General features: G+C 44.0%; 14 protein-coding genes. 6 read left to right on the top strand and 8 right to left on the bottom strand.

Annotated features, from left to right (window positions below; translation table 11 throughout):
* Positions 1–72: 72 nt before the first annotated feature.
* Complete coding sequence (locus tag AC570H_RS20750; RefSeq protein WP_497358504.1) at positions 73–651, bottom strand: Crp/Fnr family transcriptional regulator; 579 nt, start codon at positions 649–651, stop codon at positions 73–75.
* A 309-nt stretch (positions 652–960) separates the two neighbouring features.
* Between AC570H_RS20750 and AC570H_RS20745 the strand changes: the two genes are divergently transcribed.
* Positions 961–1,338, top strand: coding sequence for a VOC family protein (locus AC570H_RS20745; RefSeq protein ID WP_497358502.1), 378 nt, complete (start codon positions 961–963; stop codon positions 1,336–1,338).
* A 66-nt stretch (positions 1,339–1,404) separates the two neighbouring features.
* Here AC570H_RS20745 and AC570H_RS20740 read toward each other — a convergent pair whose 3' ends face one another.
* On the bottom strand, positions 1,405–2,748 hold the full coding sequence (locus AC570H_RS20740; protein ID WP_497358500.1) for a deoxyguanosinetriphosphate triphosphohydrolase: 1,344 nt from the start codon (positions 2,746–2,748) through the stop codon (positions 1,405–1,407).
* Positions 2,749–3,001: 253 nt separating this feature from the next.
* Here AC570H_RS20740 and AC570H_RS20735 point away from each other — a divergent pair, with 253 nt between their 5' ends.
* Positions 3,002–3,676 carry a dihydrofolate reductase family protein gene (locus AC570H_RS20735; protein WP_497358498.1) on the top strand — a complete coding sequence of 225 codons (675 nt, stop codon included), beginning with the start codon at positions 3,002–3,004 and terminating at the stop codon, positions 3,674–3,676.
* 84 nt (positions 3,677–3,760) lie between these two features.
* Here the strand turns inward: AC570H_RS20735 and AC570H_RS20730 are convergent, their stop codons facing one another.
* A complete protein-coding gene (locus AC570H_RS20730; protein ID WP_497358496.1) occupies positions 3,761–4,309 on the bottom strand; it encodes a hypothetical protein in 549 nt (182 codons plus the stop codon).
* Positions 4,310–4,381: 72 nt separating this feature from the next.
* A complete protein-coding gene (locus tag AC570H_RS20725) occupies positions 4,382–5,041 on the bottom strand; it encodes a DUF2306 domain-containing protein (RefSeq protein ID WP_497358494.1) in 660 nt (219 codons plus the stop codon).
* Between the two features lie 130 nt (positions 5,042–5,171).
* Between AC570H_RS20725 and AC570H_RS20720 the strand changes: the two genes are divergently transcribed.
* Positions 5,172–5,534 (top strand): winged helix-turn-helix transcriptional regulator, encoded by a 363-nt coding sequence (locus tag AC570H_RS20720; RefSeq protein ID WP_497358492.1) that lies wholly within the window; start codon positions 5,172–5,174, stop codon positions 5,532–5,534.
* Positions 5,535–5,543: 9 nt separating this feature from the next.
* On the opposite strand, the gene AC570H_RS20715 is transcribed toward AC570H_RS20720, so the two are convergent.
* From AC570H_RS20715 to AC570H_RS20700, 4 genes are all read right to left on the bottom strand, one after another.
* Positions 5,544–6,575 (bottom strand): hypothetical protein, encoded by a 1,032-nt coding sequence (locus AC570H_RS20715; RefSeq protein WP_497358490.1) that lies wholly within the window; start codon positions 6,573–6,575, stop codon positions 5,544–5,546.
* Between the two features lie 113 nt (positions 6,576–6,688).
* Positions 6,689–8,842: a peptidase domain-containing ABC transporter gene (locus AC570H_RS20710; RefSeq protein ID WP_497358488.1), complete on the bottom strand. Its 2,154-nt coding sequence runs from the start codon at positions 8,840–8,842 to the stop codon at positions 6,689–6,691.
* Between the two features lie 4 nt (positions 8,843–8,846).
* The gene (locus AC570H_RS20705; RefSeq protein WP_497358486.1) at positions 8,847–9,989 is read right to left on the bottom strand and encodes an HlyD family secretion protein; all 1,143 of its coding nucleotides are present in this window, start codon (positions 9,987–9,989) and stop codon (positions 8,847–8,849) included.
* A 142-nt stretch (positions 9,990–10,131) separates the two neighbouring features.
* Positions 10,132–10,320 carry a hypothetical protein gene (locus AC570H_RS20700; protein WP_497358484.1) on the bottom strand — a complete coding sequence of 63 codons (189 nt, stop codon included), beginning with the start codon at positions 10,318–10,320 and terminating at the stop codon, positions 10,132–10,134.
* Positions 10,321–10,650: 330 nt separating this feature from the next.
* Here AC570H_RS20700 and AC570H_RS20695 point away from each other — a divergent pair, with 330 nt between their 5' ends.
* The 3 genes from AC570H_RS20695 to AC570H_RS20685 are packed head-to-tail and all read left to right on the top strand — an operon-like array spanning position 10,651 to position 13,459.
* Positions 10,651–11,679 carry an SDR family oxidoreductase gene (locus AC570H_RS20695; RefSeq protein WP_497358482.1) on the top strand — a complete coding sequence of 343 codons (1,029 nt, stop codon included), beginning with the start codon at positions 10,651–10,653 and terminating at the stop codon, positions 11,677–11,679.
* Positions 11,676–12,329 (top strand): NAD-dependent epimerase/dehydratase family protein, encoded by a 654-nt coding sequence (locus tag AC570H_RS20690; protein ID WP_497358480.1) that lies wholly within the window; start codon positions 11,676–11,678, stop codon positions 12,327–12,329. Before AC570H_RS20695 ends, AC570H_RS20690 begins: the two co-directional genes overlap by 4 nt.
* Positions 12,326–13,459 (top strand): MBL fold metallo-hydrolase, encoded by a 1,134-nt coding sequence (locus tag AC570H_RS20685; RefSeq protein ID WP_497358478.1) that lies wholly within the window; start codon positions 12,326–12,328, stop codon positions 13,457–13,459. Before AC570H_RS20690 ends, AC570H_RS20685 begins: the two co-directional genes overlap by 4 nt.
* The last annotated feature ends 6 nt before the right edge of the window (positions 13,460–13,465 follow it).

Below are 13,465 nucleotides of genomic sequence, written 5' to 3'. Positions count from 1 at the left end.
AAAATTACGGACAGCAGGAGCCTGCCACCATTGACATTTAAACGAAAAAAGCATTGACAATTATCAATGGATTTACTTCTTGGCGGCCTGGCTTCTGATGCGGCTCAGGGTTTCGGGTGAGACACCCAGATAGGCGGCAATCATATGTTGCGGAACACGGTTGGCCAGCAAAGGATAGCGGCGGAGAAAGCTTTCGTATTTCTCTTCTATTGTCATGCTGATATTGGCATGGATCCGCTTTTGCGAAGCGATAAAGCTCTTGTGCAAAATCCTGTTTACCAATTGTTGCAGTTGGGGTATTTGCTCACAGATATGATCGAAATCATCTTTTTTAATGAGGAGAACCTCTGAATTTTCTAAGGCCGTGATGTTGAACTGGGATGGATTTCCTGTGGCCAAACTCTCCCTATCGCCGGCCCAATGGTTTTCGGGCGAAAAGTTCATGATGTGCTCATGGCCTTTATCATCTATCGAAAATGTTTTGACCAAGCCCTTGCAGATAAAAGCATTGTATTTCCACACATCGCCTTCCTGCAACAGGTATTGATGTTTGCGCAGGCTTTTAAGGATGCATACGCTTTTGATCAGTGCGGTTTCCTCCTCTGTAAGCGTAATTTGGGCGGTTAAATAGCTTTTAAAAATATCGAACATTCAGCTGATCAAAATAAGCGCTTAAAGATAAATTTAAAATACCGGTTTTTAGCTTATGCTGGGCTTTTATGAGATATTGCTGAGCATTAAAAATGGGCTTGGCAATTGAAATTAATCTCAAATTGCCTTGCAAAAATATTTTATTTGTTTGGCGAGCGCTGTATATTTAACTGTTGATGCAACAAGTGCATCAGCCCCAAACACGCTAGCAAAATGAAAAGGACATTATTCATCGTTTTAGTGATTACGGCATCCTTTCTTTCAGGTTTCGCATTCAAGACAATAGTTTCAAAACAAAATCAAGCAAAAATGAAAAAAGTAACAGGCATAGGCGGCATTTTCTTCAAATGCAAAGATCCAAAAAAAATGACCGAGTGGTACCAAAAGCACCTTGGCTTAGACACCAACCCTTATGGAGCAACCTTTGAGTGGTACGAAGGCGCCGATAGCACCAAAAAAGCGCAAACGCAATGGTCGCCCTTTGCCGAAAACACCAAATACTTTGAACCATCTACAAAGGATTTCATGATCAATTACAGGGTAGAAAATTTGGAAGCCCTTGTAGAAGAGCTCAAAAAAGAAGGCGTAACCATTGTAGACAAAGTTGAGACTTACGATTATGGCAAGTTCGTACACATTCTCGATGCCGAAGGCAATAAAGTTGAATTGTGGGAGCCTATAGATTAAACCTATACCAAAAAACAAACCCGCCAACAATTAAATTGCTGGCGGGTTTTTATTATCCATATTTCTTTAGCTGATCGAAGGAAACGAAATCCCCTTGATTTTTCTAAACAGTTCAACCGCATAGATATCAGTCATGCCCGAAACAAAATCGAGCACGGTCTGTATTTTCGAATAGGCATCGGTTTCTTTTGTTAAAAACTGTTTTGGGATCAGTTCTACCAGTTTCTTGTAGTATTTTGAGTTGTTGTTGAGGTAGGCTGGTACAAACTCTTCCAGCAATCCGGCCATTACCTTGTAGCCCGCTACTTCGATCTGCACTACCGAACCATAATTATAGATCCGTTTTATCGAAAGGCTCTCAATGTTTTTCATGATGCCAAGAAACGGTTCATCAATTTGATCGACCAGCGAATGGTTAAATGTACCGGCCAAAATCGACTCCTGCTCCCGATAAAACACGGCTGAGCATTGCCATATTAGCGTATTGATGGCTTTGGCCCTTAAAAAGGCAACCTTGGCATCGTGGTCTTCTATTTCAGCAAGTCGCTTTGCCATTTTTTCGTCGTTGGCCAATGGCAGCAAGAGGTCTTCTACTTCTTGGTAAGATAAAATCTTCAGGCGATGAGCGTCCTCCAAATCGATAATGTTATAACAGATATCATCGGCTGCCTCTACCAAATATACCAAAGGGTGGCGTTTATAAATCAATGGGGTTTCCAACACATGCACCATCCCCAACTCATTGGCTATTTTTTTAAAATCATCTTTTTCAGACTGGAAAAAGCCATATTTTTTTCGGTGCAGCTCAGTCTTGATGCCTCCGGCCGACGATTCGCAAGGATATTTGGCTATGGCCGCAATTGTACTGTAGGTTAAGGCATAACTTCCGTAGCCTTTGCCGGCATAGGGATGCGTAAGGATGCGCAGGGCATTGGCGTTGCCTTCGAAATTCGTCAGGTCATTCCATTGTTCCTTGCTCACCAAATCGTGGTATTTCGCGCCTTCACCATCTGTAAAATAAGCCGAAATGGCCGATTCGCCCGAATGACCGAATGCCGGGTTGCCCAAATCGTGCGCCAAACAAGCCGCTGCTACGATATTTCCGATTTCGCCCAGCATAGGCAATGTAGTGTCTATCGTAGGGTCTTGGCTTTTCAGTTTGTTGTAAAAAATCCTGCCCATCGATCTTCCAACACTCGCCACCTCAAGGCTATGGGTAAGCCTATTGTGCACAAATATGCTGCCCGGCAAAGGGAATACCTGCGTTTTGTTTTGCAGCCTCCTGAAAGAAGAAGAGAAAATGATCCGATCATAATCTCTCTGAAATTCAGAACGTGCATCAATCTGATCTTCAAGGTAGCTTGCTTCATTTCCCCAGCGCTTGGCCGATAGTAGTTGTTTCCAGTTCATATATACTTTATAGGCTAATGCACCGCACTTCATCCTTTGTTCTTCTGGCAAGCCAGAAAAAGCAGCCTAAATTACTTAATTCTTAAATATATTGGCTTAACTGCCTGCATTAATCGTAAACGAAACCTATTGGCCTTTTGTAATGTTTATCAATTAGGGAACGCTTGTCGCAAGTTACCTTGTTATTGTCGCGCAACCACCCCTTAATGCTTGCCAAAGGCATTTAGCTTTGGATAAACTTAAATACAAGACCATGAGAAAGATTATTGTAACCACATTTCTAACAATGGACGGCATATTGCAGGCACCGGGTGGCCCTCAAGAAGACCCAACAAACGGATTCAAATGGGGAGGTTGGCAATTTGGGTATCCCGATGAACTGACGAACAATGCACTGGAAAAGATCATGTCGACCCCTTTCGATCTGTTGCTGGGTCGCCGTACCTACGAAATATTTGCAGCACATTGGCCGTACCAGAACGATGAGATTGCCGAAAAGTTTAACCACATTAACAAATATGTGGTGGCGACCACGCCTATTGACACTTCTTGGAAAAACTCCATCTTGATTAATAAAAACGTGGTAGAAGAACTGAAAACCCTAAAGGCACAAGATGGACCAGATCTATTGGTACACGGGAGCAGCATATTGGTGCAGACTTTGTTTGCCAACCACTTGGTAGATGTTTTGCATACCTGGATCTACCCGATAACCTTGGGCAAGGGAAAAAAATTGTTTGGCGAAAGTGTACCTGCCCAAGAATGGAAACTGAGCGAATCAGCCATTTCGAAAAACGGAATTATAGTGGCTACTTACCAGCCTAACGGCGAGGTAAAACTGGGTTCTTTTAAGGCAGTTGGCCCAAGTGATGCCGAACTTGAAAGAAGAAAGAAATGGCAAAAGGAAGAACAGCAAAATAAGGATTAAACAACCTGCTACCTATCCTAAAAAGCACTATCAAAATAGATTGGTGCTTTTTCTGTTGCTGTATACCCTATCTTTTCATGGGCTTTATTTCTTTTTTTGGTAATAGCTTTTAAAATCCTTCCGTTCTATAATCTTCCAATTGTCTTTGGTAAAACTAACCATGGCACCTTCATTTGTTTTCCCATCCACCTGCAATTCATAAAAATCGCAACCCCATTGCCTGTTCATCATGGTAAAATGTGGCCTGACCAAATACTTAAATCCAAAAACTTTTTTAACTGGCTCGTTTTTGATTTTAAAGAATACTGTATCTGTAAGGAAGATGTCGTGCCTCAGCAAATAATAGCGCACATGCCTCAATGAGTCTGAAATAAGGTCGGGGATTTTATCTTTTGCATTGTAGATGAATTTATCTTTTCTTTTGATGCTGATGTTTACCGAATCGGCATCTTTGGGAAAGTAGCCAAAAAAGCTAACGTTCAAAGCATCAATGCTGGTTTTGGCTTCGCATTCCTTAGTTACTTTGGCTATTTTTTCTTCATCGCTTTCGCAGGCAAATAAGAACAGGGCCAAGAAAAATAAAATCCCGTTTCGAGTTGCCGTCTTTTTGATGAGCTGAGGTCTGTTTTCCATGGTATGGGTTTGGGGTTTGCAACAAAAGCTCAATATAAGAAACTTGCCCGTAATTGGTTTCAACCTGTGTATTTATGATGCTTTTCCCTTATTGCTTTTTATGATCTCGTAGATGTACAAGGGCACTGCCCAACCCATCCAAAACAGGGAGGGAGAAATTTCTTCGAAACTGCCTAATTGCTTTACTATTGGCAGTTTTAGCGCAAGACCCGAAATAACAAATGCCAAGGTTACGATATAGCTTCTGACCATCCATTCTTGATGAAGCTTGATTTTTCTCACAATCGCAAAATAATAGGCTATCGCAGTAGCACTGATCCAAACACTTACCCATTCCTGTAGTGAGAAGGCATAGGCCCAATTTATCTTGTAGGCTGTAGTGGCGGCCAGTATTACCGCGCAGCTGCTGCTTAGCAAAACGGCCAACAGGTAAAGCACTCCAATTATCCGGTGCAGTTTCCAGCTGTAATTCCGCAAATTGGGCCAGAATTGCAAGGCACCCAAAATCAGCGAGCCTCCCCCGGCAGTAATATGGGCGATCAATACCCACCTGAACTTAAAATACTTGCCCAATGCCTCTGGCGTGAACTCCAAAAAATGGTCTGCCCCTTGCATAAACAGCCAGGTGAGAAATACCACAAGTGCCCATAGCAGCAAAGGGATAATATCTTTAACACCGAGCCTGAAACCGGTTTCTTTTTTTATGCTGGTTTTCATTTTTGTCGTTTCCATGTGCTTGTTTTTTTCCTTACAAAATTGGGGCAGGCCAAGCACGCAAACAATAACCGATAAAAGAATCGGTATCCAACAGCCTTAACCTAGTTGCCGAATTGATTAACTTTATGCATCAAAAGCGGCAAACATGTACAGTAAAAAAATAGAGGAAGATTTAGATTGTGGCCTGCGCGTGGGCTTTAAAGTATTTGGTGGCAAATGGAAAATGTGCATTCTCGATGCCATTAACAGGGGCATTACCCGTCCAGCAGCCATCTATAGGAATACGCCGGGCGCTACCTTAAGAGTAATCGAAACGCAACTGGCAGAACTGCTGCTTTTTGGCGTGGTTGACAAATGTGCAACAGCTGTATACCCAAAGAAAACCGAATACCAGCTTACCGCGCTTGGCAAAAGCATCCTCCCTATTTTAACACAGATTGATAAATGGGGAACTGAACACTCGGCATTGGTTAAAGAAAAACTACAGGAACTGGAAGAGGCTGTATAGCAAAGGCAATTAGTCGACCACTGCGTCTTTCACTTCCCTTAGCCTGATAAAGCCACCATTGAGGTGGTCTATCTTCATTTCGAACATAGCGTTCTCGTTCGAAGCGATCAATCCCCCGATGATGCCAAAAAATACGCTGGCTGTAATTACAGATCCCGCACTGGCGGTTACCTGCGCTTTGCCCGTAAACAAGAAATCGTTGTTTTTCTTTTCTACCGGATAATAGCCGTGTTTGGTCACTACATAGGCCCGTCCTTTGTGCACGATCGAATAAATAGAATCGGTCTCGAGCTTTCGCAATTTGCCATCTTCTCCAAGTTCCTTTACCCTGCCCTTGAAAACGACATTACCTTCAACCTGTACTTTTCCGGTTGGCTTTTGATCCATAAAGGCTCCATAGTTGCTATACAAGCCATCGGTCAGCACTTCGGCATTATAGGCCTTTATTTTGCTCTTTTCTATGCTGTCTATACGAAGAATGTCTTGGTAAGTATAAAGGTCTGGGCCTGCTGGTTTGCTCAACAAATGTTGGCCAAGAAAACCGCTCATAATACTGCTTCCGTTTTTTAGCAGTCCACGGGTTACGTCAATAGACGATTTCATCAGAACCACGGTATCCAGCATGCCTATTTTCTGGTACTGCTCTCCCGCTTTTGCATAGAGCATGGCCCGAAAATAAAAGTATCCTTTTTCGCTCATGGCACCTGTTGTTTCAGCAAAGCTGCACTGTCTTAATTGCAAAAGAAGCTCTCCTTGTTGTGCGGTTTGGTCGGTTAACGAATTCATCAGGCCGGTAAACTGCTTAGACAACGGAACCGTAGGAATCACCTTGGCTTTTCGGTTAAAAGCCCCGGTCTGTATAATCCCTAAATTTGAGGTATCCAATCGGGCATCAAGAAATTTAATGTTGTTGTACAGGCTATTGTCTATTTTATTTGTTGCTGGAGCTATTTCAAATTGCTCGGTGTGCTGGGCATATAATCCCACACTGGCAAACAAGAGCAAAAAACAGGCACTGCTGAATTTATATACCGAAAACATAATCGCTAATTTAGATGCATTAAATATATGGATTAGCCGTAGAGTTTGCAAGGCTATTACGAACTCAAGGCTTTGCACATCAAGTTGTTTGCTTTAACCGCGACAAGCCTTCGTTATTCGGTTACAGGCGCAATGCTGTTCCATAGCTCATGGTATTTGCCTTTTTTGCCAATGAGCTCTAAGTGGCTACCATTTTCGGCCAATTTTCCGTTATCAAGTACCAATATTTGGTCTGCGTCCATAATAGTAGTGAGCCGATGAGCAATAATGATGATTGTTTTGCCAGCCTTTTGCATATACTGAATGGTTTGTTGCACATAGCTTTCCGCTTTATTGTCAAGGGAAGAAGTAGCTTCATCCAGTATCAGTACTTCTGGATCGCGGTAAAGCGCTCTGGCAATGGCGATTCTTTGTTTTTGCCCACCACTCAGTACGGCTCCGTTTTCACCCAGCGAAGTATGGAAACCAGCTGGCAGGCTTTCGATAAAAGGAAGAATTCCCAACTGACGGCAACAGTCTATGATCTTTTTGAGATCTGGTTCGGGATCGCCAACGGCAATATTATCAATCAAATTACCGGCAAAGAGGTCTATTTTCTGTGGAACTACCCCCACAAGCTGGCGCAGTGAATAATGTTCGAGGTAGCGGATATCATAGTCGCCGATATAGATGGTTCCCTCTTGGATGGGGTAAAGGCATTGCAATAGCCCTGCCAATGTCGATTTTCCAGAACCGCTTTCCCCTACTATTGCCGTTACCTTTCCTTTTGCAATATGTAAATGAAGCCCCTCAAACAACAAGGACTGTGCCCCATACCTGAAGCTTACATTTTCGAAGCGGATATCGCCTGTCATCTGGCGCTCGAGCAACATTTTCTGGCCGTCTTGTTCAGGCTCAAGGTCCATGATTTCGAAAAGTCTGTCTGAGGCGATCCGTGCTTCCTGCCAGGCTTTGTTACTGCCAATCAGCGAAGCAACTGGCCCCATAAAATAGGCTGCCAAGGCATAGAACGACAACAGTTCGCCTGGACTGAGCTGATTGCCCATTACATAAGCTGTACCCGCCCATAGCAGAAAAATGGAAAATAACCTGGAGATGAAATCTACGGAAGTGGACGAGAAAATACCGTTCAAGCTAGATTTATATACGGTTCCCAACAGATCGACAAAATGTTGCTCTGTTTTAATATTGGCATGATATTCCAATCCAAACCGCTTGATGGTGCCCGCCGCATTCAGCGATTCTACCAAGTGCGATTCTAACGTTGCCGATTCTTCCATCAGTTTTCGTTGTTGTCTTGCATTGATTTTGTTGGTAACCAAATAAATCAGTCCGTATAAGGGTATTACAGTGAGCATGATCAAGGCGAGCTTCCAATAGTAGGAGAACATGAGTGCAAAGGAAAATACAACGATCATGGTATTGACAAGCAGGCTGACGACTACATCATTGATAAAATCACGGATTTTAACTGCGTCATTTATCCTGGAGATCACCTCGCCGGTCCGCATGCTGTCAAAAAACTGTTGGGGAAGGCGCAACAGGTGCTTGTAGTACCCGAGTATGAGCTTCATGTCTATCTGCTGGCCAGTGCGCAGGGTAAATATATTTCTTAAAACCCCCAATACGATCTGAAGCAATAGGATAACGATCATTCCGATGCTGAGGAGATTCATCAGGTTCATGTTGCCATCTGCCAGCACATTATCTGTAATCTTTTGCATATAGATGGCGCTCGAGAGCCCCATGAGCGTATAAATTACTGCTCCTATAAAAACCTGTAAAATGATCCACCTATTGGGTCGCAGCAGCTCCCAGAATCTGGCGCTACGGGAGGTGATCCTGTTTCCTTTTTCAAAGCTTGCCGAGGGCAACAATAGCACCAATACGCCAGACCAGCTTTTTTCAAACTCGGCATGGCTGTATTTATGCATTTTGCCATCTCCGGGATCCATTACCTTCACAAATCGAGTTGTTACTTTATAAATGACAACAAAATGTTGCAAAGCCTCTTTTAAGGTTACATGGGCTACTGCCGGAAATGGTGCGTTGGAAAGGTGTTCCATGGTGCCTTTTACCGCTCTTGCGTCAAATCCCAATAGGGTAGCTGCCTCTAGCATACCGGTTATATTGGTACCTTTTGAGTTGGTACTTGCCTGTTGCCTGATACGGGCCAGGGGTAGGTGCAGTTTATAGTGCGCCGCAACGGAGGCTAGACAGGCTACTCCACAATCTGTAATATCGTGTTGTTTTATTTTGATTGGCATGTTCCTATAAATTTCCTCCAGGGTTCAGCCAATTGTCTGTACGGTCGTATAGAAGCTGGTAAAGGCTTCTTTTGGTAATGATCATGCTGGCCATCAAGGTCATGCCATTGCCCAATTTGCCGCGGTATCCGTTTTTGAGGCGGAGTTCTTTTTGCCCTAGTGCACATTTAACCTTGAAATGATTGTTTTTTCCAGACTCTGTGAGCGTTATATCGGGTGCTATACTGATGACTTTACCAGTAAGCGTACCCCAATCATTGTAATTAAAGGCATCGACTTTCATTTTTACAGACTGTCCAATTTTTACCAGACCTATATCTTTTGGAGCTACATTGATACAAGCAACAAGGGCTGTTTCCGGCACCAAATCCGCCAGTTTCTGGTTACCGAATACCAAACTTCCAGGCTGCAAAGGCACTACGTTTACCAATGCGCCTTTTACAGGGGCTGTGAGCGTATAGTTTTTATTTTCTTCTTGCGTTTGCTTGTGTTTGTTAGTCAGCTCCTGCAGTTCGTTACGAAAAGCCGCGGCTTCAGCCTGCCATTTGGCAGCCTGCTCTTTTCGAATAAGATCTAGCTTAGAAAGGGCCGTGTTATAGGCTAATTCAAATTGCTCGTACTCGCTGGCCGCAATTACTTTTCCCTTAAAAAGGGTAGTATAACGGTTTTTGTCTGAGGTGGCTTTCTGCAATTGGCTACTGGCTTCTGCTAGGCGTACCTTGTAATGGCTATTTGCCGCAGCATATTGGGCACTTCTTGCTTCTTTGCCGGCTAACAGCTCATTCAAGTCGTTAATCCAGATCCGGAGGTCTGCCTGCCTATTGACCTCAAAAGTTTCTCTTGCTCTGATTCCATCATTTTCAATAGTGACGATTATTTCTCCATTAGCAACAGTTTTATTTTCCACCAGATTGTAGGAAACGATCCGTCCGCTAATGGGACTTTGTACGGGAAGCCTATCAATGTTTCCCTGTAAAATGCCATAACTTTTAACACTGACGTCTATTTCAATAAAGGGCGTAGCTACTATAGCTGCAACAACCATGGCAATAATGAGGACATATATCGCCTGGCTTCGAAAGGAAATGGTCAGATGATGAGCTCGGGCCAGGCATTCCATGCTACCGACAGGATATATTTTATGCATAACATTCATTTAAGCCTAGTTCTATAGGACTCAACTACTTTGGGTGAACGCGCCGATTTGCTCTAAGAGCAGCAACAGGCGCTATGGGGATAAAAAACCGGTACCTACGCGCAGGTACCGGAACTATTGTTTCCTGATTAACCTAGTAGGCAAAAGGATTCACATAAACAGACATGCTCGTTAAGTGGCCTGCACTGTTGTAGGTTTTGATAACCAAATAGTTTCGGCCATCGCTGCCTACTATACTCGATCTAACTTCTCTTCCACCCATGATTTGCTGGCTTTCTGCGTTTGTAAGCTCATGAAAGCCTTCGACTTGTAACTTTTTCATAATTGTTTTTTTATTGTTCATAAAATCTGTTAGTAAAAGCCTGCGCATTGATAAGCCCAAGACCATTTACATATCCGGATCGATCATCGAATACCATACAAAATTAGGAGAACATAGACCTGTCGATATCACTGAAACCAAGTATTTTGTTGAAAGGTTGGAGCTGGGCGGCTACTGCAATTTCCTCCTATTTAACCTTAAAAACTGACCGCCAAAAGCATAGGCTTTCGCAACAAGGATCAGTTGGACTGCTCAACAAACAAGTTTGGCCTTTTCAACAAAACTATCCTTATATCCATTATCGAAATTTGCTTTATCAAAATTTCAATCATGGAAACAAAAGAAACAGTATTGGTAACAGGTGGTTCCGGGTTTATTGCCTCCTATTGCATTATTGCCTTACTCAACAATGGATATAAAGTAAAAGCCACTCTTCGTTCGCTCAATAAGGCAGATTTGGTAAAGCAGCTGCTCAAAGCAGGTGGCATTTGGTCATTCGACGACTTGTCTTTTGTCCTTGCCGATCTGCAAAACGAAGCCAGTTGGCAAGAAGCGGTTCAGGGATGCTCGTATGTGATCCACGTAGCCTCGCCTACGCCCCATACCGATGCCGTTACCGAAGACGATTTTGTAGTTCCCGCTAAAAACGGCGTGCTCTTTGTAATGCGTGCGGCCAAAAAAGCAGGCGTAAAAAGAGTGGTGCTCACCTCGGCATTTGGCGCAGTGGGCTTTGGCACCGTAAAAACAACTCCTTATACCGAAGAAGATTGGACGGTATTAAATGACACTGTTTTTCCTTATCAGCGATCAAAAACCATTTCTGAAAAAGCAGCCTGGGATTTTATAGCAACCGAAGGTGACGGCATGGAACTGGCTGTGGTAAATCCTACCGGAGTTTTGGGGCCGGTACTGGGCGATGATTTTTCGCATTCTATTCAAAACATCAGGCAAATGCTGAATGGAGAGATGAAAGCCTGCCCTAAAATTGTTTCGGGCTATGTAGATGTTCGCGATGTTGCCGACCTGCATTTGAAGGCCATGACCATGCCGGAGGCAAACGGACAGCGTTTTATTGCCGTTGCTGGAGAAGGCTTTTCACTTTTAGATACGGCAAACGTGCTCAAAAAGAATATGGGAGAAAAGGCCGCAAAAGTTCCAAGTAGAGAATTGCCTAGCTGGTTTATTAAATTGTTGGCTATATTTAATCCTAAACTAAAAGGGGCAACGCCTTATTTGGGCATGATCAAAAGGGCCAGCAGCGAAAAGGCCATCAAAATGTTGGGCTGGAAACCGAGATCTACCGAAGAAGCCATTTTGGCCACTGCCAATAGTTTAATAGATTTAAACATCATCAAATGAAGATCATCATAACAGGTGCAACCGGGTTGGTTGGAGAAGGCGTGATGCTGGTTTGTTTAGCAAACCCTGCAGTAACAGAAGTTTTGAGCATTAGCCGAAAACCGCTCGCCCACAAACACGAAAAACTGAAAGAGCTGCTCTTAAAAGACTTTTCGGAAATCAAAAACCATGGCGAATTGCTCAAGGCCTACGATGCCTGCTTTTTTTGTGCCGGTGCAAGTTCTGTTGGCGAAGACGAGGCATCGTTTACCAAAAAAACTTACGACTTTGTTGTTCCCTTTGCCCAAACACTCTCCGAGATCAATCCGCAAATGATTTTCACCTATGTTTCTGGAAATCGTACCGATAGCACCGAACAGGGAAAAACAATGTGGGCAAGGGTAAAAGGCAGAACCGAAAATGCGCTGGCCAAGTTGCCTTTCAAAGCGGTTTATAATTTCAGGCCGGGATTGATGAGGCCGGTAAAAGGACAGCAACAGGTGCGCTTTATTTACCGCGTATTCGACGCACTGTCGCCTTTGTGGTATTTAATCCTTCCCAACTGGATCTGCAAAATGGAAGAAGTGGGCTTGGCAATGATCCACTGTGTGCAACGGGGCTACAGTACAACTATTTTAGAGGTGGCCGACATTAAAAAGCAGGCCAAATGAAAAAGCGATTGTTGAAAATATTTGTCCGTACGCTTATCGTGCTGTTCTGTATAGTGGCGATACTGGCTATAGTGACTTATTTCTATATGAAAAAGCCGCAGTTTGGTGCATTGCCCGAGGGCAAGAGATTAGAGCTGGTGCAGCGATCCAAACATTTCAAAGACGGCAAATTCCACAACCTTATAGAAAAGCCAACCATTAGCGAGGGATACAGTTTTTGGGGCGAAATATGGAATTCGCTCAGCAAAACCTACCCCAATACCGAACCAAAGGGCACTTTGCCTTCTATAAAAATCGATCTCAAATCGCTTCCTGCTGACAGCAATGTACTGGTTTGGTTTGGTCATTCTTCCTTCTTTTTGCAGGTTGATGGCGTAAAGATCTTGGTCGACCCGATTTTCAGCGGCACGGCATCGCCCCTGCCCTGGGGCGTAAAGGCCTATAAAGGCAGCGATATTTATAGCGTGGCCGATCTGCCCGAAATCGATTACATGCTACTCTCGCACGACCATTACGACCACCTGGATTATGAAACGGCAAAAGCCCTGCAGCCCAAAACAAAACAGGTGGTTTGCGGATTGGGTGCCGGTGCACATTATGAAAGATGGGGCTACACGCCTAAGCAAATCATAGAAAAAGACTGGGGCGAAAGCGTAGCCGTTAAGCCGGGCTTTAACATCATTGCCGAAAATACGCACCATGCCGGCGGACGTGGCTTTGCTGCCGATAGGGCATTGTGGCTATCGTTTTACATCCAAACTCCTGCCATGAACATCTACTACAGCGGCGATGGTGGCTATAGCGACCGCTTTAAGGCCATAGCGGCAAAATATCCGCCTATAGATTGGGCCATCATGGAATGCGGACAGTACAACAAGGCATGGCAATCGGTACACGAGCTGCCCGAAGAAGTGGCTTTGGCAACTACCGAACTCAAGGCAAGGCACCTGTTGCCGGTGCACCACTCCAAGTTTACCTTGGCCAGGCACCCATGGTATGAGCCTTTGGAAAAGATTTCGGCCCTGTCGCAATTGAAACCTTACAGGCTGGCTACCCCAATGATTGGGGAGAAAGTGATGCTGGAGAACAGCGCTCAGGTATTTAAACAATGGTGGAAAGATGTAAAATAGTTAAGA

The organism is Pedobacter sp. B4419, from assembly GCF_059693725.1.
Note: the sequence above shows the minus strand (reverse complement) of the source record. Positions and strands in the feature narration are given on the sequence as shown.